General features: G+C 36.1%; 12 protein-coding genes and 1 pseudogene. 11 read left to right on the top strand and 2 right to left on the bottom strand.

Features of this window, described 5'->3' with window-relative positions; translation table 11 throughout:
- Window positions 1–26 precede the first annotated feature (26 nt).
- From MKY15_RS04030 to MKY15_RS04005, 6 genes and pseudogenes are all read left to right on the top strand, one after another.
- Entirely contained in the window at window positions 27–1,277 is a 1,251-nt protein-coding gene (locus MKY15_RS04030) for a hypothetical protein (RefSeq protein WP_342539065.1), read from the top strand.
- A gap of 264 nt (window positions 1,278–1,541) precedes the next feature.
- Window positions 1,542–2,726: a glycosyltransferase family A protein gene (locus MKY15_RS04025; RefSeq protein WP_342539064.1), complete on the top strand. Its 1,185-nt coding sequence runs from the start codon at window positions 1,542–1,544 to the stop codon at window positions 2,724–2,726.
- 1,341 nt (window positions 2,727–4,067) lie between these two features.
- Window positions 4,068–5,405, top strand: a complete 1,338-nt coding sequence (locus MKY15_RS04020) for a flippase (protein ID WP_342539063.1) — start codon at window positions 4,068–4,070, stop codon at window positions 5,403–5,405.
- Between the two features lie 32 nt (window positions 5,406–5,437).
- Window positions 5,438–6,352 (top strand): ATP-grasp fold amidoligase family protein, encoded by a 915-nt coding sequence (locus MKY15_RS04015; protein WP_342539062.1) that lies wholly within the window; start codon window positions 5,438–5,440, stop codon window positions 6,350–6,352.
- Window positions 6,353–6,490: 138 nt separating this feature from the next.
- Entirely contained in the window at window positions 6,491–7,657 is a 1,167-nt protein-coding gene (locus MKY15_RS04010) for a nucleotide sugar dehydrogenase (protein ID WP_342539061.1), read from the top strand.
- A 198-nt stretch (window positions 7,658–7,855) separates the two neighbouring features.
- Window positions 7,856–9,618: pseudogene (locus MKY15_RS04005) on the top strand (phospho-sugar mutase).
- 114 nt (window positions 9,619–9,732) lie between these two features.
- Here the strand turns inward: MKY15_RS04005 and MKY15_RS04000 are convergent.
- Complete coding sequence (locus MKY15_RS04000; RefSeq protein ID WP_342539060.1) at window positions 9,733–10,311, bottom strand: RES family NAD+ phosphorylase; 579 nt, start codon at window positions 10,309–10,311, stop codon at window positions 9,733–9,735.
- A gap of 15 nt (window positions 10,312–10,326) precedes the next feature.
- Window positions 10,327–13,956, bottom strand: a complete 3,630-nt coding sequence (locus tag MKY15_RS03995) for a VPA1262 family protein (protein ID WP_342539059.1) — start codon at window positions 13,954–13,956, stop codon at window positions 10,327–10,329.
- A gap of 516 nt (window positions 13,957–14,472) precedes the next feature.
- Here MKY15_RS03995 and MKY15_RS03990 point away from each other — a divergent pair.
- From MKY15_RS03990 to MKY15_RS03970, 5 genes are all read left to right on the top strand, one after another.
- Window positions 14,473–15,651: a beta-ketoacyl synthase N-terminal-like domain-containing protein gene (locus MKY15_RS03990; protein ID WP_342539058.1), complete on the top strand. Its 1,179-nt coding sequence runs from the start codon at window positions 14,473–14,475 to the stop codon at window positions 15,649–15,651.
- A gap of 12 nt (window positions 15,652–15,663) precedes the next feature.
- Window positions 15,664–18,060, top strand: coding sequence for an EAL domain-containing protein (locus MKY15_RS03985; protein ID WP_342539057.1), 2,397 nt, complete (start codon window positions 15,664–15,666; stop codon window positions 18,058–18,060).
- Window positions 18,061–18,785: 725 nt separating this feature from the next.
- Window positions 18,786–22,268, top strand: a complete 3,483-nt coding sequence (locus MKY15_RS03980) for a right-handed parallel beta-helix repeat-containing protein (RefSeq protein WP_342539056.1) — start codon at window positions 18,786–18,788, stop codon at window positions 22,266–22,268.
- 256 nt (window positions 22,269–22,524) lie between these two features.
- Window positions 22,525–22,980, top strand: a complete 456-nt coding sequence (locus MKY15_RS03975) for a DUF4274 domain-containing protein (protein WP_342539055.1) — start codon at window positions 22,525–22,527, stop codon at window positions 22,978–22,980.
- Between the two features lie 213 nt (window positions 22,981–23,193).
- Window positions 23,194–23,448 carry a GlsB/YeaQ/YmgE family stress response membrane protein gene (locus tag MKY15_RS03970; protein WP_342539054.1) on the top strand — a complete coding sequence of 85 codons (255 nt, stop codon included), beginning with the start codon at window positions 23,194–23,196 and terminating at the stop codon, window positions 23,446–23,448.
- Window positions 23,449–23,811: the final 363 nt, after the last annotated feature.

The raw sequence follows: 23,811 nt of genomic DNA, 5'->3' as shown, positions 1-23,811 counted from the left end.
TATGACTTTATACAAGGAGTCAAATGATGAAGCAATTAAGAAATCTAGTTGTAAGAAAAAATGTAGAATACTTCGATAAGTTTGTTTTTTGGTCATGTATTATTGATATCCTTTTCTTACCTTATTTTAATTTAGTAGCTATTCCATATTCGATGCCATTAATTATTTATTGGTTTTTCACAAGAAATAAATATTTTAAAAATGATAAGGAATTTAAATTGTTTATTATTTTGTTTGGAATCATGTGCATGAGTACACTAGTAGGATTTCTTTTAGCTCCTCAATATGCATATAACAGTATGACATATTTAATTATTTTTACTTCTTTAATTTTGTATTATTTTATGTTTGTAAACTTTGTAAATAAGTACAGTTTTAATTTAAAGAAATTATTAATAGGATTTATTGTAGTCGTGGTAATATTTGCAGGTTTTTATTATATAGACAAAAATTTATATCAATTTTTCAAGACTATATGGAATTTTAAATCGAGTATATTTGTTGAAAATGCTTATGAGGGTTTAGTTGGTTATAGATTTTCATTTATTTGGCAGGATCCTAATAATATTGGATATATGATGAATGCTATTGTCTTATATTTGTGGTGTAATGAAAAAATAAATTCTTTTACTAAGGTTTTTACTTTTTTTGCTCTAATTTTTGTTTTAGTAGCTTCAATGAGTAATGGAGGGTTTTTAGCACTTGGTATTAGCATTGTGATTTACTTTTTAGTCAGTATTTTACAAGTATTCGGCAAAAAGAAGTTTAATATTAAAATTAGAATTAATCTTATGAATATGTTCTTATTCATTGGTTCTTTTTTACTTATAATATACATCATTCCAAAAATTCCGGAGTTTCTTCAAACAAGCACCGCACTTGAATCATTTGAAAGAATTGAGAATAATTCAGGGGAATCAAGATTTATTATTTGGTCAAATATAATAAATAACCTAGACTTTATTGATTATATAGTTTTATTCTTTGTTGGTAGTGGTGGAATAGCATTGATCGATGGTATAAAAATAAACCCTCATAATGGTCATTTTTATTGGATATTAAGCTATGGTTTTATCTCATATCTTATTTTCATGTATTTAGTTTTTAGAAAAAGAAAAATCACTCCGTTAAAAAAATATATATGGATAATTCCGGTCTTTATTGGATTTACTGTTAATGTCATGATAGGAGAAAGTAAGTTAACAGCCATTATATTATTATTGGTAGCATGTTCGTCAAGTGAGCTGTACTTAAAAAATTCTGAAAAAAATAGATGAATTATAATAGCCTGTTTATCATAACTTTTAGGTAGGGATATTTTCCCTACTAGAATCAATAAGCGCTTAATAAACAGTAACAAAAGTATACTCTTAAGGGTTTAAATCCCGTGTGATATTTTGGGAATGCTGCGATAGTGACAATAAATCCCTAAATATTAATGAAGTTATAATTTAAAGCTATTCTGAAAAAAATTTCATAAGATTTAAACGTTTGAGCTATATCGGAGTTATAAAAAGGAAGTAAGAAATGAGAGATTTATTATGAAAGAGATTGCAATAGTAGCTATAGCATATAATCGACCTGTAAGCTTGAAAAGACTTCTTCAATCCCTAGATGAAGTTTCTTATGACGATAAAATTAAAGTACCTCTTATAATTAGCATTGATTGGAGTGAGAATAGGGATTCAGTTTATGAAGTGGCTGAAAAATTTACATGGGAATATGGTCCCGAAAAAATTATTAAACATAAGGAAAATCTAGGTTTAAAAAAACATATAATGTTTTGTGGGGATTTAACAAAGGAATATGAAGCTCTAGCTGTTTTTGAAGATGATATATATGTATCAAAAGGATTTTACAAATTTGGGTTAAAGGCAATTGAATACTACGGGAATTCTGAAAAAGTTTCTGGTATTTCTTTGTATACTCCAGAATGGAATCAAACAGCAAATCGTTTTTTTTCTGTCGAACAAAATGAATATGATACCTTCTTAATGCAGTATGCCCAATCGTGGGGACAAATTTGGACAAGAAATTGGTGGTCTAATTTTAAACAATGGTTTGAAGAAGAGAATAATAATGATTTTAATAAAGAAACAATTCCATATAATGTCCAAGCTTGGCCTGATAATTCATCGTGGCTTAAATACTATATTAAATATTGTATTGAAAAAGATAAGTACTTTGTTTATCCGAAATTATCATATTCAACTAATTTTAGTGAAGTAGGAGAACATAACAGCATTTCAACCCCAAGTTATCAAGTCTCTTTATTTCACGCCCAAAAATCCGATTACATTTTCCAACCAGAAGACGACAATACTCTAAATTATGATGCATTTTTTGAGAGAGAGCATCTATCTCAATATTTAAACTGTAAAGAAGAAGAGTTGTGTGTAGATTTGTATGGGACGAAGAAAAACAGCAAAAGATATTTGCTAACTACGCAGATTTTAAATTATGAAACTGTTAAGTCTTTTGGAATGAAATTGAGACCACATGAGTTAAATGTGATTAGAAATATTGAAGGACAAGAAATTCATTTTTATGATACACATAAAATTATTAAAAGAACATCTGATATTAAAAAGAAAAGAAAATATATAAATATTTACCTATCTCTTTATGACATTCGTGCTACTTCAAGAAAAAATCTTATTTTACTGACATTGGAATACCTTAAGTTAGCTATATATAATAAAATCAGATTATTTCGCGGCAAATGAATACCTTAATTCCAATATTAAATGCAACAACTCATGAAAGTACAGACAAACCGTTACTCAGGCTAAGTTGACGAGTTCTTCTTCAGGTGTTCGATATCCAAGGATTTTCCTGGGTAGGCGATTACACCAGTTCTTTGTATAACGAATTGTGTCTTCAGAAACTTAAGTAATTGCTTTCACCCTTCAGGATAATACGGCAGATTAATCCATTATGACGCTCATTCGTTCCGCGCTCGTAAGATGTAAAGGGGTGAGTAAAGAAAATATCTGCATCTTCACTTAAGACGGAAGTATCAAGTTCGGAGAATTCGGATCCATTATCAGCGGTAATTTTCTAGAATACATTGGCGAAGTTAGGGCCGTAGTTCTTGCGTATCTCACAGATAGCAGCACTCACGGTTTCGCTACTCTTGGCAAAAAACTTTAAGATGATTTCCTTACTTTTTTCAGTTCAGTAATTGTCAAATGCGACTCGGCCTGGATTTTATTCCTAATTATCTAATACTTTACAATCCTCGGCTTCGCTCGGGCGCTCTTCGATACTACGACCTAGGATACGCTTGTTTACCCAGCTTTTTTTGTTTTTGTATTCAGGCGAAATTTCAAAGGTAAATTAATAATTTTCACAGTGATGAGTCTGAGCTTTGAGTTTGACAATCGCAAGCTTTCTGATTTTCTGCGTATTTTACCTGGGCTGTCTCAGGTAAGTAGGCTTCGTACATGATGCGATCGGTTTTCAGCTGTGTTACGCGACCACGTTTTAATTCTCGCCAGGATTGTACTACGGTCACAGCCGACCGAGTGTGCCATGTCCAGCATGAACCTTGCCATGAAGTGCTTCAATCATATCTCGTTAATAGGTCGTTAGAAGTTTAAAGGTGCGTTTAGATGTGGTAGAATATGTTTGTGCCATAGATAAACCTACGTATTGATTGTGTTTTAGTCGACCTAATCATGCAGGGTTTATCTGTGGCTTTTCATGTTTTAAGGTTGTTGCAGCCCGGTGTAAATGAATATTAAGATTCCTTAGAAAAAAGATGTGGTTAATAAAATTAAAGCTTTAATCCACGCTGCTGCGATTGGATACGAGATTAGATTAGTCGCAATAGTTACTAATATGGTAGATATATATAAATGATGAAATACTTTCTATTATTGCTCGCGGAACTGTTGGCATTATTCCCTTTAGGGATGACTTGTGGTTATTGACCGATTTTTTATTTTACTGTTGGTGAAAGAATAAAATTAAAAGCATTACATTTTTATCATTCAAGTTAAAAATTTTTAAAAAAACATAATAGATTAATGGAGATATAAAAAATGGAAAAGAAGGAATAGATAGTGAAAATCAAAAATAATATTACAAAATCCTTAAAATTTATAAAAAGTAATGAAGTCGCTTCAAAAATTATTAATAATGCAAGTTGGTTAGTTGGCGACAAAATTTTCACTTTGATCATTGGTGTTTTTGTCATGGCGCTAATAGCAAGGTATTTAGGTCCTGAGAATTATGGACTTTACAATTATGCATTAGCTTTTGTTACTTTATTTACAGCTTTATCTACATTAGGTTTTGAAACACTATCTGTAAAATCAATAGTGAATAAAGAAGAAGAAGAGGGAACGATTCTTTATACAAGTTTAGTTTTGCGAGTGATCGGTGGCATTATATTAACATTGTTTTCAAGTCTTATTATTCGATTTCTCGTACCAAATGAACCGCTTGTACACATGCTAGTATTAATAATGTCTTTTACCATGATTTTTAAATCCTTAGAGGTTATTGAATATTGGATACAAGCATATCAAAAATCAAAAATATCTTCGTTGATTCGGATGGGCGCATATGTCATTTCAGCTATACTCAAAGTAGCCTTTGTACTATTGGAGGGTAATTTACTTCATTTATCTCTTATTTATATGTCCGATACGTTATTAATAGGATTAGCATTAGTTATAGCATATTTTAATAAAAGAACTACCTACACTAAATGGAAGTTTAAATTCCAATATGCAAAAAATACTTTGGCACAAAGTTGGTATATGATACTTTCGGGGCTGATGATAACGCTTTACATGCAAATTGACAAGGTTATGCTTGGTTCGATGTTACCAAATAAAGAAGAATTAGGATTATATTCAGCAGCAACTCAAATCGCTAGTATGTGGTATTTTGTACCGATGGCAGTTATTACATCCTTCAATCCAGTAATTATGAGTAAAAAAAAGATAGATGAAAAGAGTTATCTTAAATCAATTCAGCTTTTATATACAATTGTAGCATGGATAGGTATTGGATTTGGTCTTTTCATTTTCTTATTTTCAGATATTATAATCGGTATACTATACGGAGCAGATTATTCAAATGCTGCCAGTATATTGACTGTGAGCATATGGGCGGGAACTTTTGCTACGCTTGGTTCTGCAAGAGGAACTTGGTTAATTTGTGAAGGCCTTCAAAAGTATTCTCTTATTTATATTAGTTCAGGAGCAGTTATCAATATAGTACTTAACTACTTTTTAATACCTATCTATGGAGGTATAGGAGCAGGGGGAGCGACACTAGTCTCACAAGTGACTGTTGCTATTATATTTCCATTATTTATTAAAAAGACTAGAATATCTTCTATAATGATGGTAAAAGGTTTCATGATGAAAGGCTTTATAAAAGAACGGTAATATCCTATGAAATTATTTTGGAGGTTAGGTGTATGTCTTCTGTAAAAAAAATATTAAAGAGAAATGATACAATTAGGAATACATATCATAAAATACATGAAATTTTTTTTACACTATTGGTAAAAGCTTCACCAATTTTGGCGAGCAAATATATATATCAAAAGGCCACTGATAAAAAATTAAATTTAAATAACCCTAAGGATTTTAATGAAAAGTTGCAATGGTTAAAGCTTTATTGGCAGCATCATTTAGTTGTCAAATGTGCGGATAAATATGAAGTTAGAAATTATGTAATAGAAAGTGGTTGTGGCGAAATTTTAAATGAATTATATGGAGTATACAATGATACCTCGGAAATAAGTTGGGATTCATTGCCAAAAAAATTCGCTTTAAAAACTACAAACGGTAGTGCTACAAATATTATATGTAATGACAAAAGTATACTTGATAAAGATGAAGCAATAAATAAATTAGAAAAATGGTTGAATATCGATTTTGGTTTACTTTATGCTGAAATTCATTATTCAAAGATGACTCCCAGGATTATTTGTGAAAAATATATAGAAACGGATGCAGGAGTATTACCTAATGATTACAAAATATTTTGTTTTAATGGTGAGCCAAAGTTTCTATATGTTGGTATAATAGATGAAACTGGATATACACATAAAACTTTTTATGATATGGAGTGGAATAAACAAAACTTTTTAAAAGAAAGTTATAAATCATATGATCATGAAAAACCTAGTTGCTTAAATGAGATGATAAAATATGCGTCTATTCTTGCTAAGCCGTTTCCATTTGTAAGAGTAGATTTTTATGATTCTAATGGTAAGCCATTATTTGGAGAGATGACATTTACACCTACTGGAGGGCTTGCTACTTATTATAAAGATGAAACTTTGGAGTTGCTTGGAAATTTGATTGAACTACCTGAAAAAATATAATAATAATATTTTGTTTATTATAGAAAAAAGGTTGACTTATTATTTTTTAGAATTGATAGATTAATGGTTGAAAATATAATTTAACCATTAAAATCTTCCGGAATTAAATATATAAAAGCAAGGTGGAGAAAACTCAGTATGAAAATAACCATTGCTGGAACAGGATATGTTGGGTTATCCAACGCAATATTACTAGCCCAAAATAATGAAGTAATAGCTCTTGATATAATGCAGGAGAAAGTAGATTTAATCAATAGTAAGAAGTCTCCTATAGAAGATAAGGAAATTGTACAGTATTTAGCAACTAAAGACTTGAATTTAAAAGCAACTACTGATGTAGTAGTTGCTTTTAAAGAAGCTGAATATGTAATCATTTCAACACCTACGAATTATGATGAAATGAAAAATTACTTTGATACAAGTACCGTAGAAGTAGTCATTCAAAATGTATTAAATATAAATCCGAATGCTGTAATGATTATTAAATCTACGGTTCCAGTGGGGTATACAGAATCGGTACGCAAAAAGTTCGATACAGAAAATATTATCTTCTCTCCTGAGTTTTTAAGAGAAGGGGAAGCACTTTATGATAATTTGTATCCTTCAAGAATTGTTGTTGGAGAACAATCTGCAAGAGCTATAGTATTCGCTGATTTATTGGCAGAAGGTGCTATGAAAAAAGATATAGACGTGTTGTTTACGAATTCGACTGAAGCAGAAGCAATTAAGCTATTTGCAAACACATATTTAGCTTTGAGAGTTGCTTTCTTTAATGAATTGGATTCTTATGCAGAAGTGAAAGGATTAAATACACAGCAAATTATCGATGGCATTGGACTTGATCCGAGAATAGGAAATCATTACAATAATCCTTCCTTTGGTTATGGTGGATACTGTCTCCCTAAAGACACAAAACAACTACTTGCCAACTATGAAGATGTTCCAAATAATATTATTTCTGCAATCGTCGATGCCAACAGAACAAGAAAAGATCACGTTGCCGAAATGATTATTAAACGGAATCCCAAGGTTGTAGGAATTTATAGATTAACGATGAAGATGGATTCTGATAACTTTAGACAATCTTCTATTCAAGGTATCATGAAGCGTATTAAAGCAAAGGGCATCGAAGTTATAGTGTACGAGCCAGCCCTTGCTGATAAAGAGTTCTATAATTCTAGAGTTATTAATGACTTTGAAGAGTTCAAGAATCTTAGTGATGTCATTGTTGCAAATAGGTTGTCTGATGAGATTAAGGATGTTGCGGACAAGGTTTATACGAGGGATTTGTTTAGTAGAGATTGAATATAAATGAATAACAATTTCCCGTTTTTTTATTCTCCGGACCGGATTATCAACTGGGTACCTTTCATTAGGTACCTTTATTTATAAATTCTTACAAGAAAAGCGCTCATTTATACGGTAAGAACTCATTCGATTGCCCGGCGTCAAGGCGGATAAGAATAATATGTTTGAATTTCTAGGAAATATCGTTTTGAGTGAATGGGAGGTTATAGTTATGGGGACATATATGCATGTTTTGAAAGATGGATACGCGAGGGTTCAATTCCAAATAAGTTGCAGTATGAGCTAAAGCTTATTTCACATAACAAAGAAGAAATAGAAGACAGGTTTTATCAATATCTTTCATTCGGGACGGGTGGAATGCGAGGACTGCTTGGAGCAGGTACTAACCGGATGAACCTATATACAATCCGTCGTGTTGCGGAAGGACTGGCTCAGCAAATCATTGCCTCTGGGGAAGATGCTATGCGCCGCGGAGTTGTGATTGCCTATGATACTCGACATTATTCAGAAGACTTTTCTTTGGAAACTGCGAAAACAATTAGGAAGCATGGCATTCGAGTTTACCTGTTCAAAGAAAGTCGACCAACGCCTGAATTATCATTTGCTATGAGACATTTAGATGCATTTGCAGGTGTCGTTATTAAAGCAAGTCATAAACCTGCACAGTATAACGGTTTTAAAGTATACGGGGAAGATGGTGGACAACTACCGCCGGATGCCGCTGATGGAATTGCTCAACATATGGAAGAGATTGAAAATTTGTTTACTATTCAAACTGCTGGTGAGGAAGACTCCTTCAAAGTGGAATGTTGACATATATACTAGAAGAGATTGATGTAGCTTATCAAGAATGTCTTCTTACACTACGGGAAGATCCAGCTGTCATTGAAGCGGTAGGGAAGGATATGTCCATCGTATACACAGCACTCCACGGATCAGGGCTTGTTCCTGTGACGGAAGGGCTACGGAACTTCGGGTTTTCAACCGTGCATGTTGTGCCAGAGCAAGCTATACAGGACCCTAGATTCTCAACGGTGGTTTATCCAAACCCAGAAGAGCGTGAAGCATTCGAGCTAGCGATTCAACTTGGTAAAGAAAAAGGTGCGATTTGTTACTTGCAACCGATCCCGATGCCGACCGTCTTGGTGTGGCAGTCAAAAACATAGATGGGGAGAATGAACTGCTCACCGGTAACCAGCTTGGCGCACTTTTGTTACATTATCTACTTATGCAGAAAAAGCGAAAAGCTACTCTAGCGGAAAATGGAATTGTTATGAAGACGATTGTCACTTCTGAATTTGGTCGTGCTGTTGCTGCGAAATTTGCGATTCCAACTATTGATACATTGACTGGCTTTAAGTTTATCTCTGAGAAGATTGAGGAATTTGAAAAGAGCGGCGAACACCAGTTTCTATTCGGATACGAAGAAAGCTACGGCTTTTTGATTGGCACATTTGTCCGGGATAAGGATGCAGTTCAAGCTGCGTTGTTGACGGCAGAAATGGCTGCCTATTATAAATCTATTGGTAAATCGTTGTACGATGGGCTGATGGATCTGTATGATGAGCTGGATCATTACAGGGAAGCCTTGGAGTCGTTAACGCTTGCGGGGAAAAAATGGACAAGAGAAGATTGCAGTGATTATGGAAGAGTTACGTAATGATTCCCCGCTATCTATAGCTGGCATTGCTGTAAGAGCTATTGAAGATTATCATGCGGGGATAAAACGCCTTGGGGATGGAACAATTGAGAAATTGACATTGCCAAAAGCGGATGTATTAAAGTACTTACTTGAGGATGGTTCTTGGGTGTGTATTAGACCATCTGGGACTGAGCCGAAGTGTAAGTTTTACTTTGGGGTAAGGAAGGATACGGTGGAAGAGGCGGAAGCTGCGATAGAAGTTTTGGTGGAAGTCATAATGGACCTTGTCGATAGTCTGGAAATTAAGCGGAAATAGCTTTCGTTGTGTGGGCTTAACTATTAATATTATTTAATTAATATGCCTCAGCTGTAGCTTATACAACTGAGGCGATTATAGCCAGGGAGTCTCCTTGCTGTGAGAAAAAATGGTTTAGTCGTCATAAACACCCTTCAGTATTTTAGCTATGCCCCCATCAGGGTCATAAACATTAACAAATGAACCTTTTTTCAAAAGCTCGGGGAAAATTACTATATTTCTTTTAGGTTCTCCCTTGGCGGTATAGAATTGAATGGCTTCAAATCGCTGAGAATCGTAGGCGGCTTTTCCCAATAACTGTGTTGGAGCTGGTGTCTGCGTAAAATGGTTCTTCCAGTTTCCTGTGAGCTCTTGGTAGCTTGTCTGTAGGATGTCCCAATTTGCATCGTTGCATAGATCAAGAACACTATCTAGTTGAATTACTAAAGAAATAAAAATCCGAGGAGGATGGTTTTGGTCCTTGGGATGATAAGTTTCATCAAACGAAGTATACATATCCTCCGAAGCATAATAGCAGGAAATTCCGTGACTTTTTAAATGGAATCGTCCATCTGCAAATTTTGCACCTTCTCCTGAAAGTGGATTATCTCCGAGTAATAAGTATTTAATGTCGCTGTTCCGGTACATTGTTTTGGTAAATGGGATGGGTTTAATTTTTTTTAATGTTTTCTCAAGTTTATTGTCCATGTACATGATTGTCCGGCCCCCTTATGAAAAATTCCCGACAATCATTCTAATCAAATCATCCAATGCGTCTCCGCTCTTGCCGCAATGAATGAAATCCCAAGGAGAATCATTTGTTAATTCATCCCGTTGATGAAGCCAATCTTGAAAAGCTTCAGTTTTTCCAAAAAGATATAGTCCTACGCCAGTGATTTGATTAAAGACATCTACGGTTCCCGCCACTCTAAAGCTTTCCTTCATTTCCTTAATACTCGTTCGAAATAAATTTGCCCACTTCTCATAATCTGCATCAGTTATAGGCGTGGAAAGTTGAAATTGAAAGGCTATACTATCTATGTTTATCGAGGTATCCTTCAGTAATGATTCAATCAACCTTGCCAATGATTTTATATCTTGGATTATTTCTACGTCGGTGATTTCTTGTGACATTGAATCGATTACTTTTGACAGCCAGATAAGGCGTCCAATCATTTTATCCCCGAGTCTAAGTTTTAACTCCTTAGATTGAAGAAGCTCTATCAATTGTGTTCTTCTTTTGGTGAAAATTGAGGGGTGGCTACCATATAAGATTAGAGAGTACGTTGGATCGAAATACTGATTTTCTAGGACTTTTAAAATTTCATCTGTTTCCTGACCATATTCGAATTCCGACAAATAGAATCCGAGTCCGTATACGACTTCATCGAGCAGCCCTGAATCATAAGTGTATAATGGGAGGCTTTCAGAGAAATAGGTCTTAAATAGTTTTGAGATTTTCTGTGCAGTTCCACCATTTAGCTTTTCATTTCCAGCTTGTAGGCTCATGAATCCGAAATGAAAGGACCATAACGCTCTATCCACGTAATTACGCCATTTGGAGTAATTATGATAATAAAGGAACGGGTTTCGTAATTTTTGTAAGTCCAGCTTTTCAAGAATTTCTTTTTCATACCAGCTTTCCCACTGCCCACCATAAGCTTGATAAGAATACATAGCCATTTCTTCTGTAATTGGTTGGTCGGTTTCAAAATGAAAACTTAAATGCTTGCCATGGAGAAGATTACTTACCCATTTGGTGACAATTCCTTTTTTTAATTCAATTACCAGTTCATCTGTAATTGAGCTTCCCATTTGCCTAAGATAAGCAAGAATAGTATCTTGCCGTATCTGCATGATGAAAGTAACAAGGCCTTGATCGATAGGTTTCTGAAATAATGATGCATGTTTTTGTATGAATAATGATTGCTGTTCCTCTTTATACGTGTGATCCAAGGCTGTGAATAGGGATCTTTGTTCAACGGCTGTTGATTCTTTAAGTTCTGTTAAAAGAACATCTTTCTTTGGATTATTGTGAGAGTCGAAAAATGAATAATAATACAATCTTGTTGCTAAGAGAGATAAGTTTGCTTCCTCAGGTGCTTCCATAACCTGATGAAGTTTTGTTAAGAAATGGGGGACAAGTATCCATTTCTTATCTAGCATTTCAAAGTAGATTCCTAGGTCATTTTCCCAAAGACCGTCAAGAATGAATTTGTACTTGTAGATGAGGCGCGTATACTCAAATGAGTATTGGTATATTGTCCACCATTCATCATAACTTTTATAGGTTTCGCCTAGCTTTTCGAATGTATCTTTTATTTGGTGCCACCTTACATCCTCGTCGTGAATTTTGAATTCGATATTCTTTTGGATATTGTCAACTGTTGGTTTCATTACTTGAATCCAAAATAGGGTATTCGGGAGTACTTCGGACGGTTTTAAATCTAGACCGTAATAGGACCAATTCGATAATGCAAGAAGCCAATGCTCCGCTTGGTCTAAATTCTGAATTGGTTCTAAATATGAGCATATGAGCTTCCGAACCGTAACTAGCTTTTCCACGATTATCGACCAAGAGTAATGACCATTGGAACTTTCAAAATATCCTTTATCTATCATTCCCTTTAATATATCAACGAGCTCTTCTTCAGGATTGTTGCGAAAAGGTTCCATAAGCAGTTCCCAATGAGGGAAAGTGGGAAAGCCTTCGCAAATAATTTCTTTTTGGACTATTGCGTTTGAAAAAAGAGTTTGAATCATTGCATCGGGACGATCGTTAACATGACCCGTTTTCAATTCATTCAGATATGAAAGGACCTCCTCTATTAGGTGGTTCGGGAATTTGACCATGAGAGAGGGATATCGTTGTGCCTGGCTATTATAAGAGTTACCTAAAAGCCAGCCCTCCCAGCACCCTTTTTCTTTTATAAGAAAAAACCGATCATGGAATTGTTGTTTTGTAGCCTCGCTGTTTTGAACGTTTAAGACAGTTAAATCAGATGGTAAATGAATCTTATATTTTTCGAGAAACTTCTTAAAGGATTCAAGCAAAGGGCTGCCAGTCTCTGGTTGTTTGGTTGTTAAGCTTGTCAGGACTGTAATTGGGATATTTGCCGTGGACCTTGTTAATATTTTTGATGCTGCCTTGGTATCAAAAAAAGGGTCAGCAATTAAGACTTCTTCGGTAGTGGAAGCGTCCAGTTTTGACTTAATAAATTCAAAGAAACGAACCTCAGCTTCCGGATTGCCGTAAAAGAAAAGGCTTTCCTCATCGGTGTTCAGAGGGGAGGGGTTCATATCCTTAAGGAAATCTGCAAAGTTTTCGACTTCTTCCACCCAAGGGTCCCGGTTGAAATCTCCTACATTTATTTTTTGAGGAGTTATCCGTTTCTGTTTTTCTACTTGATTTCTTAAATTTGTCGGTAGTTTTTTCGACCATGGATCACTTATCACTTTTGTGCCTGTATGGACACCCATAGAAATATTAATTTGACGAATTAAACCTGTTTTATTGTAATGTAGAAGTTTACCATCCGCATTCCACAGCTTCACTTCAACAGCGGAAATTGGTTCTTCGGCATCACAATGGATAAGTTCACCGACCGAGGTAATACTCAATAGCCGATCTTGAACGATAGCCTCGCTTCTCCCTCTCCCATTCCACAATGTCACATTCAGCTGTAAGGGCAGCTGATCTTCAAGAGAACCGTCCGCCCATAACGTAATACCTCTAGCATCCGTTTCCACGCGGCTCCAATTCTGCATTTGAACTTTCGTGCGCTTAACATCAACATGCAGACCAATCGGATAGAACAGAGATTGTTGTAACGGGCTAGTAAAAATCTCGAAATTCCCAAACCGTTCCGAGTCTGCGGAAAACAGTTTCAAAGTAGATTCCTCAAACAGTTTCTCCTCTATGTCTTTTCCTTTTTCAAGAAAATCTTCCTGATTATTAAATATTGCAGCTGTCCATCTTTTCTTTTCAAGAGCGAAATAAACTTTTGCACTAGCCGTATTATTCGTTAAGGCAAAAGCAGATTTATGTTCATGTTTTTTCTCATTTGCAATTATATTAGGACGGACACTCCATGATGGGAGATTTATAGATACATCTTTTCTATTTGTGAGCTGTGGATTCCATAGCACTTGATCATCTAGTTTGGAAACTAGATGATCAAGTGCTTCTGCATCCAAAATAGCCATTAGCATTTGTAGCTTAAACTGTCCCTTAGATTTAATATCTCTTAACGTAAAAGGCATATTTTGTTCGTTGTTAATTTGAATCGCACTACCGTAAAGCCAATAAGTTTCATTTGTTTTTTCATTGGTTAAGATATAAATGGATAGCCCATACATGAATTAATTTCACTCCCCGTTAAATTTTGTCATGAATCGCGTTCTATTGTTCATTGGCATCTCCCCTTATTATGCCATAGAGGGAAAGCTCTGGTACTTTCTTTTAGGCATAGTGTCTTAATCATTATGAATTTTCAGGTACACTGTGCATGACGCTATTCAGATGAGTCATTACAATTAAATATTTATAAGGCGTGGATTAGTTATTTACTTCAATATCTAATCTTATTTGCATTTTTACACAATTTCATGAATTGTTCGATGTTGTTTGTTGCACAGGTATCAATTTTTAATCGTTTACAACGTTCTCCAAATATTCATAAGTCCTCTCTAGTTCAAGTCACTTTAACCATCTAAATAAAACGTGAATTTAGTGATTATTCTCATTAAATTAGGGTCGCTATGTCTTTTGATTCATTATGCGGATCTTGAAATGAGGCTAAAGGTATGGGAATATAGACTCCCCCTATTATGTCGTATATAATAAAATAAAGTCGGAATTTGAAGGTGATGTAATTGGACGATATCGTAATAACAGGGTATGGCATTAAAGCTCCTGGTGTTTATGATAAAAATAGTTTTTTAAATGTATTAGATAAAGGTATCTGTACACAGAGTATTTTAAAAAATGAAAACCAGCCTAACACTACTATCGTTGCAGGTTTGATAGAGGAAAACTTTCTGGAGATAAATGGAGAAAATTACAAACGATATCCACGTTTTGTAAGAATGGCGATTGCTGCTGCGCTGGATGCATCTAAAATGTCGAATTTAGAATATTTTAAGCCACACCGTATTGCTGTAATTATAGGAACATCCGCTGGCGCTATTCTTGAAATTGAACAAAACTCTGCTGCGAGTTTTGATTTGAAAAGTTTCCCGATTCATGGGGTTTCAATTGTTGATACACACACTCTTTCTGGTTCTGTTGCTGAAGCGTTAGGAACGCGCGGACCAACCTTCACATTAACAACAGGATGTACTGCCAGTATTGATGCAGTATTGATGGGGAAACTCCTACTTGAGAATGGGACTGTAGATGCTTGCATAGTAGGAGGAACAGATGCCCCTCTAGGCCAATGGACAATCAATGGCTTTAAAAAAATAAGATCACTCTCAACTGAGACCTCTATCGATCAAGCTGGAGTCCCATTTTCAACGAAGCATCGAGGCTTTGTTTTAGCTGAGGGGGCTGGTGTAATCGTTCTAGAGCGGAGACAATCTGCACAAGCGCGTGAACAAAGGATATATGGGAAAATTGAACGTGTCATTTCAAGAAATGAAGGGCAAAAACTATTAAGCTTTGATAAAACTGGTAGACATATGCTCGAAGTTTTTCAAGAAGCCGTTGGAAATACTACACCAAGCTATGTGAACAGTCAGGCCCTTGGTATAGAATCAAATGATAAGATAGAACGATTTATCCTTATGGAGACTTTTGGTTCGGACGTACCAATCACTTCAATAAAAGGAATGATCGGACATACGTTTGGTGCAATGGGAGCAATGCAAATCATTTCATCCCTGCTATCAATGGAGTATGGATTTATCCCTCCTACAATCAAAACATCAGGGAATGGATTTGAAGACGTGCCGATTGTTTATGAAACTAGACATCAAGCTGTAGAGTCCGTATGCATAACTACCCATGGGAGTAGTGGGAATAATGCTTGTCTATTATTGACACATGCATAGGAGGCTCAGTATATGTTTTTTCTGTTTTTAATGTTGTTAACTTGTATTCCCTTATGTATTGGAATTACGATACTTGTTTTATTCAAAAAAAATAATCTATCAAAAATCATTTTTATATTTCTCCTATTGGCCTCATTCTGGCAATTAGATGTTGCATTTTTGTATTCGATTGATCTGTTTAAAGAAGAGACAATTGAGATTTTTTTCAAGCTCTTCCGATTTGGCTCTATCATGATAACGCCAACGATTTTCTATGTAGGGTATACAGTTGTTCAAGAGACATTGTCAAATGACTTGAAAAAGAAGTGGCGTTTTCTTGTAAATCGTGCCACCGTTCTATTATTCTATGCGTTGTCTTTCCTTGTTTATATCAGCGGATGGAGTGATAAAGGAATTAGTGGATTAGAACTTATACAAATTGGTTCTCATATATTTTATTTTCCTATATACGGAGAGCTATCATGGATTTTTAATTTCAATATCCTTCTTTTTATAGTTAGTATGATTATCTGTTTTTCGATTAGTAGACATGTACAAGATAAGAGTATGCGTTCATTTTTAGTTTATTTCAACATTTTAACGTCAATTGCATACGCAATAGGCGCTTTAAATATGTTTCCATCGTCAAGATTGTACCCAAGTTCGATTGCAATTTTGTTCTTTGCTATTTCCCTATTAATTCTTTCGAGCCGAATGTATCTAGATATAGTAAACAATATGAATAAGAAGCTATCTGAGCAAAAGAAGTTTCTATTCCAAGTTATAGATTTAAACCCAAACTATATTTATGCTCTCGACGAAAATGGTCGATATACACTTGTGAATCAGTCCTATGCTCAGTTAATGGGAATGAGAATTCAAGATATGATTGGGAAAACCGACTATGACATACATCAAGATACACTTGTAGTGAAACAAACCGTCAATCAAGAAAAGATTATGCTCAAACATCCGGAAAAACTCTTCAATAGAGAGGAAGCCGTAACAGCCGCATCAGGAGAAGTAATATGGGTACAGACTGTCAAAGTACCTATCAATATAAACGATAGCTCAGCGCTACTGGCTGTATCAACAGACATTACGGAACGAAAGCAATATGAAGATGAAATCAAGTTCCAAGCCAATCATGATGCTTTAACAGGGTTACCGAATCGAAGAATGTTCAACGAGAATTTAACTAACTTTCTAGAAAATGCTAAAATCGAGGGAAGTCGGAATGCAATTATGTTTCTCGATTTAGACCGATTTAAATACATCAATGATACACTCGGACATGATGTCGGTGATCTCTTATTAATAGAAGTATCAAGACGTATTGAAAACTTACTAAAGAAAAGACATAATTGTGAAGAGATTTATCGTCTCGGTGGAGATGAATTCACCATTTTACTTCCACATTATAATGCGACAGATAGTGAAGCTTTTGCCAAAGAATTATTGGGGGCATTTAGAAATAGCTTTTTAATTGATGGTAGTGATTACTTCATTACGCCAAGTATTGGAATTAGTATCTTTCCAAATGATGGAGATGACGCTAATACATTAATAAAACATGCAGATACGGCAATGTACTATGTGAAAGAAAGAGGGAAAAATAACTTTCAATTGTTTAATTCAGAAATGCATCAAGAATTTTACAGGAAAATGATGATTGAAAAACAATTACGAACCGCACTAGATAATGAAGAATTTGAACTTTATTATCAGCCTATTATTGATCTGAAAACGAACGAAATCGTAGGGATGGAATCTCTTATACGCTGGAATAACGAAACACTAGGACAAGTTCCACCGGATGAATTTATATCAATTGCGGAAGAGACAGGAATGATTATTCCAATTGGTCACTGGGTACTGAATACAGCACTTGAACAAAATATCCGTTGGCAAAAAGAAGGATATCAGCCGTTAACAGTAAGTATTAATGTATCTGTGAGGCAGTTACTCGATCCAACTTTTTTAGAGAAGGTGAAAAACGCGATTGAGAACACTGCACTTGATGGGTCCTATATTGTGTTAGAGATTACTGAAAGTATTGCGATGTATGCAGAGGCGATGATTGAAAAGTTAGATGCATTAAAAGAACTTGGTATAAGTCTATCAATGGATGACTTTGGAACAGGATACTCATCGCTCAGCTATCTGAATAAATATCCCCTCGATTCATTGAAAATCGATAAATCATTTGTTATCGGAATGAATCGAGACGATGAGAATAAAGCCATTGTAAAAATGATTATAGCGATAGCAAAAGAACTCGATTTGAAAGTTATAGCTGAAGGTGTAGAAGGACAAGAAGAATATCAATTCTTGGATGAGATTGGCTGTGATTTCGCTCAAGGCTATTTATTCAGTCGCCCACTCCCTGCAATCGATTTCAAAGAAAAATGGCTTAGAGCGGGTGACTAAACAATGGCGGTGCTAGTGGGCACCGACACAAGTAAAGTGCGTACCAGTGATACATAATAGGTACCGATTTTTAGATATCATCAGCGTATAGATTACGGAATAATAGACGGGGTAAAGGCGACCTCCCAACGAAAGAGGTCGCCTTTTCAATCTGGTATCTTCGTTAACACCAGATTGGCATTAATTGATTAATGTATTCTTTTATAATTTATCAAACAATTCAGAGTTTGTCAACTGGGCATCAAATTTCAAAAGCGATGCCTGTGCACCACACAATTCAGACGCTAGTCAGACAATTCAAGGAGTGAATAAAAGGAGTCCTCTGGCCGAAATATGGCTGGAGTTTTTTTATTTTCGATTCAATTTTCCACCACCTTTTGTTGTGTTGGCGATGTAGTGTCAGGTACCTGTTAAAAATACTATTTTGATAATTCACTACAGTTACATATTTATAAGTCTTCGATTAGGTATTTACTATAATATCTAATCTTTTTTTCCATTTTTATTCAATTGTGCGATTCGTTTGTTTTTTTCTTACACAGGTACCGATTTTAAAGGGTACCTTAAAATTTTGCTATCTACTCTTGTTCACAAGCAGTTCTTTACTCTGTCCGTAGGCTTACTAGTATACTTAACTGATGATGGAACTCCCGCGTATAATTGTGTGTAGAAAAATACAAAGTATAGAAATCAATTGAATTTACTAATAGAAAGTGGGAAGATACGTGGCAATTATTCAAGTGTCTCAGCGTGAAGGATCCAACTACAAAACCATTCAGGTTGCAGTAGAGACAGCTCTACCAGGAGATACAGTGGAAGTTGATGAAGGTGTTTATGATGAACATGTGACAATCGATAAGCTGCTCGTTCTTCGAAGTTCAGAAGGTGAAGCGAGCTCAGTTCGTCTAACAGGAAGTGTTCGTATCGCGACAACGGAAGAAGTGCGTATCGAATCGATCAGTATTGGAGGAGGCACTGGTCGAGTGGACTATGGTTTACATATCGAATCAGGAGGTGTAACGCTTCACCACTGTCTTTTCTCTGAGATTCAAGGAGTTGCAATGCGAGTTGATGCAGCTGCAAAAGTATCCGCAGAGCATTCGATCTTTCAAAAAAACATACAAGGGATTGAGGTATTAGGGCGTTTGGCTTTGTTCGAATGCATAGTAGAAGACACGATCAAATCTGCACAAATTAGTGTGCGCGCGGGAGGAGAAGTAGCGGTAACGAATTCCGGAATTTTAAGTGGGCAAGAAGAAGGCCTTTGCTTGTATGAAACGAGTCGAGCAACAATCACCAAAAGTTCATTCATCGGAAATCGCGGGGTTCAACTTCGTTTGGAACAAGACAGTTCTATGGACGTAGAAAGTACGAATTTCTATTTTGGACATGTCCAAGGAATCTATTGTGATCAATCTAAGGGTGTTCTGAAAAATTGTGTCTTTAAAAACCAGAGTTTGGAGCATGTAGCATTTACGAATGGATCCCATATCGAAGTCGAGGCAAGTACGTTTGAAAATGGTGAGGCTGAAGGAATGCACGTCAATGGTTCATCAGTTGAGCTATCCGACTCACAGTTTAAAAACCAAAAAGGAGACCAAATTTCCTGTAACGAACAAAGCAAACTCGCGATTACAAAAACCCAGATCCTTTCGGGTGCGTCTAGAGGAATTGTCTCCGAAAATTCCACGTGTACACTTATCGAATCTGAAGTGAAGTACAATCAGATGACACAACTCTCTGCGTTTACTCAAAGCGTGTTCACGATTCTGGGTTGTGAAATTGAGAGTGGAACCAATAAAGGAGTTTACGTGACAAGTAGTCAAGTGACTATTTCGGATTCTCTTATTAGCCATCATAGTGGTGTACAGATTTTTGCTTCTGAACAATCGGAAGTAATTCTGTCGAATACCGCAGTAAAGAGTGGGGATAGTGCAGGGATAACTGTGAAAGAATCCGAGTTGACGGCAGCCAATTGCATCATCTTCGGTCATAAGGGATCCAACGTTTTACTCAGTGCTGCGGCTAAAGCAGAAATTACCGATTGTAAAATATCGAGTGGCGATAAGAACGGCATACTTGCAGGTCCTGAAGTAGTTATTTCAGTAGAACGGTCAATTTTGTTCAATCATAAAAGGCCACAAATAAGAGCAACGGAATCTGCAGAAGTCTTTATAACGGAGTGTGAAATCTATGACGGTAAATCGTCAGGAATCGTCTTGAGTCAGGTGGAGCGTACTGAAGTGACGGTCACTCGAGTACATGGTCATCGTGATGATCAAATCATCTTGCAAGATTGTTCGGATGCTGTATTCACTGGGGTGCAAGTGATGAATGGAAAGAAGGCTGGACTGAGACTCGAGCGTTCGGTTCCGGTTCTTAACGACTGTTCTTTTGAGGACAACCAAGCAGGAGATTTAGTCCGCTTTGATGACAGTGTTCCTGTACTCACCGATACGGACTTGCAGGTTCCACCAATCACTAGTAAATTAGGCGGCAGTGCTGGACATTCCTCTACTGTAGATTCATCACCTACTGATCAGGTGGATGTTTTCATGAGTGGTTTGAACGGGTTTATTGGACTGGAAGATGTGAAAGACAAAATCCAAGAGTTTAAAAACGTAAGCGACATTAATCAATTCAAATTAGAGCGTGGAATGAAAGCTAATCCGATGGTAGCGCCTCATATGGTCTTTCAAGGTAATCCGGGTACTGGTAAAACGACAGTCGCTCGGCTTATAGGAAAGATTTTTAAGGAACTAGGTTTATTAAAGACAGGCCACGTAACTGAAGTGAAGCGGGAAGATCTTGTTGGAACGCATGTTGGTGAATCAGAAGAACGAACGAAAGTAATTATTAAGGAAGCTATGGGTGGCGTCCTCTTTATAGACGAAGCGTATACGCTTGTAGCAGGGGGCAATTCTAGTAAGGATTACGGAAAAAAAGTAATTGAAACGTTGCTGCCTGCAATGGAAAATTCTCGCGGTGAATTCATTGTCATCGCAGCAGGCTATACCGAAGAAATGAACAGATTCCTAGCGTCTAATCCGGGATTGAAAGATCGTTTTACTGAAAAGATTCACTTTCAAGACTATACACCAGATGAGTTGCTTCAAATCTTCTTAAGCCAGTGTGAAGGAAGCTATGTGCTTACTCCTGCTGCCAAACAAGCCGTTTATGAGGAGTTCGTGGAACGTTATCGTATGCGCGATGAAACATTTAGTAACGCTCGAATGGCACGTATACTATACGATCAAATCGGGCTTGCTCAGTCGATGAGAATTGCGAAACTTCCGCGTGAAGAGTGGACGGAAAAGGTATTGACGACGTTTGAAGAACAAGACGTTGTACAAGCGGTACAAGAGCGTGGCGTGAAGACGTACGAAGTTCCAATTGATGAAGTACTACTCGCCCATAAACGTGCAGAACTCCATCAGTTTATCGGCCTTGATTCTGTGAAGGCTGAAATAGATAAAATGATTGAATTAATGAGATACTACAAACGAGAAAATCATTCTACAGAGAAATTGATGAACCACACGCTGTTGATTGGTAAACCTGGGACAGGTAAAACCGAGGTCGGTCGTGTGCTCGCTGGTATTTACCAATCGCTTGGATTATTAGAACGAGGCGATCTGATTGAAGTAGATCGCAGCGATTTAGTCGGTAGTCATATTGGTGAAACGGAGAAGCTGACAGCCGGACTGATTGAACGAGCGATGGGTAGTGCGTTGTTTATTGATGAAGCGTACACACTTGCGAGTGGTGGAGAGAATGACTTCGGGAAAAAAGCAGTGGACGTGTTGCTGAAAAAAATGTCCGATCGACAAGGCGAGTTCCTCTTAATTGCCGCTGGGTACGAAAAAGAAATGAATCGTTTCTTAGACAGCAACCCCGGACTCCGTCGACGTTTCGGACTAACGCTCCATTTTGAAGATTATACACCAAAGGAATTAATGGAGATTACCGACCTCTATAGTAAAGGGTACGGCATAACAGATGAAGCAAAGCGTGCATTAGTTCATCACTATGAAGAGATTTATGCGCGTAGAGATAGTCATTTCGGAAATGCCGGTCTTGCTAAAAAAATAGCGAAAGAAATGACGCGTAAAGTCGATTATCGAATGGCTGTGGCGACCAATAAACAAAATAGGCTTGCGCTCGAAAAAGAAATTACGAAGGATGATTTAGTTTTGTTGGAGAGTTGAATTAATTTCAGGCGCATATGGTTTGCCCCCTATATATCGGACGCAGTTAAATACTAGCTTTGAGGTAACAAGTGCGCTTCCAAGTGTTTTTTACCACCGAATGATAGTAAGCGTCAAATAACGCCCACCTGTTTAACAGGTGGGCGTTAGCGTATTATTTAGGTATTCTTTCTGACGCAACAATAGAACTCTGGGAAAGAAAGCTAAAGCAATTGGAAAATTAGATTTCTAAAAGCATAGTGGGAGGGAAAATATCATGGATAAGAAAGATATTAATTTTCTTGAAGAGTTGCTATATAATACGGATAAAAATAATTTAATCAGTCAGTTAAGCAAGGTAGATAACCCACTAATACTCCATTTTTTTGTAGCAAATTATAATTGGAATAGTGGATTTGATGTACCAACAGTTATTTTAGAAAATGAGGCTTGTGATTTAGGGACGGGTTTACTAATGTTTCATTATGCAGACGGCTACAGTTTGTTAGATAATTCAGATGAAGTTTCAAGTTCTTCATTAGAGAAATGGAAAGATTTCTTGAATAAGATTTATAACAAACTTATAAAATTAGAATTTAAATCGCAGAATATTTTCTTTGACCCTGGTTTAACAAAAATTCAAAAGTATAAGTTGAAAAAAAATAACCCAAACCTTCCTGATATACTTATTAGTAAATCCTCAGGCGAAATGGTTGATATTCCTAAAATATAATGTGGTTGCTTAAAAACCTTGATTGGCAAAGTGTCTTTCAAGGTTTTTCTGTGTGATAGGCATGGGGAAACGCTGGTCCACTACAGGCTTGGCAGTAGGAACTGTTAGCAGAAAGCAAGGTTGATTTTTTCCTCATTAATGTTTGAAGGGATGTAATAAAGGTTAAAGAAGACTATAGCGAAATATTAAACTACAAAATAGGAGATGGACAGTATGAGTTTCATTTGGTTTTTAATAATTGGCGGGATTATCGGTTGGTTTGCAGGTATGATTTTGGGAAAAGATATCCCAGGTGGAATTATTGGTAATATTATCGCAGGTATTATCGGTGCATGGATTGGTGGTATGCTTCTTGGAAGTTGGGGGCCTAAAATTTCTGATTTCTACATCATCCCTGCTTTCATTGGAGCAATTATACTTGTGTTCATTGTAAGCTTAATTATGAGATCAATGCGTAAAGTTTCGTAATGGTAAATAGACCTTTCAGTTTATTTCTATACGGTTAAGTGAATCATGTGTAAGCGACAATTAATGGTGACTGTGTATATAATAAAAAGCGGCCTTCCACAATCTAATCTGTGGAGGACCGCTTTTTACTCATTACAATCTCCTATAAAAGTTAGTGTTAGGTGCCCAATAGCCTTGCATGGCAGTAAATAAAAGTAATTAAAACCTTTATAAGTATAGTAATCTATATGATTATATAATAAAATGCTCCTTCTGTAGAATTGATACTGACAACTAAATCAGTTCCCTACACTACAAATGAAGGAGCATTTCATATGAAAAGTGTAGATGGAAAAACGATGCCTGTGCACCGCACAATTAAAC

Source organism: Sporosarcina sp. FSL K6-1540, assembly GCF_038620285.1.
Taxonomy (GTDB): Bacteria; Bacillota; Bacilli; order Bacillales_A; family Planococcaceae; genus Sporosarcina; species Sporosarcina psychrophila.
Note: the sequence above shows the minus strand (reverse complement) of the source record. Positions and strands in the feature narration are given on the sequence as shown.

Coding starts and splice junctions, on each gene's coding strand:
- MKY15_RS03985 (WP_342539057.1), top strand. CDS start 15,664: ATGTTTTTTCTGTTTTTAATGTTGTTAACTTGTATTCCCTTATGTATT.
- MKY15_RS04000 (WP_342539060.1), bottom strand. CDS start 10,311: ATGTACATGGACAATAAACTTGAGAAAACATTAAAAAAAATTAAACCC.
- MKY15_RS04010 (WP_342539061.1), top strand. CDS start 6,491: ATGAAAATAACCATTGCTGGAACAGGATATGTTGGGTTATCCAACGCA.
- MKY15_RS03975 (WP_342539055.1), top strand. CDS start 22,525: ATGGATAAGAAAGATATTAATTTTCTTGAAGAGTTGCTATATAATACG.
- MKY15_RS03970 (WP_342539054.1), top strand. CDS start 23,194: ATGAGTTTCATTTGGTTTTTAATAATTGGCGGGATTATCGGTTGGTTT.
- MKY15_RS03995 (WP_342539059.1), bottom strand. CDS start 13,956: ATGTATGGGCTATCCATTTATATCTTAACCAATGAAAAAACAAATGAA.
- MKY15_RS04030 (WP_342539065.1), top strand. CDS start 27: ATGAAGCAATTAAGAAATCTAGTTGTAAGAAAAAATGTAGAATACTTC.
- MKY15_RS04015 (WP_342539062.1), top strand. CDS start 5,438: ATGTCTTCTGTAAAAAAAATATTAAAGAGAAATGATACAATTAGGAAT.
- MKY15_RS04025 (WP_342539064.1), top strand. CDS start 1,542: ATGAAAGAGATTGCAATAGTAGCTATAGCATATAATCGACCTGTAAGC.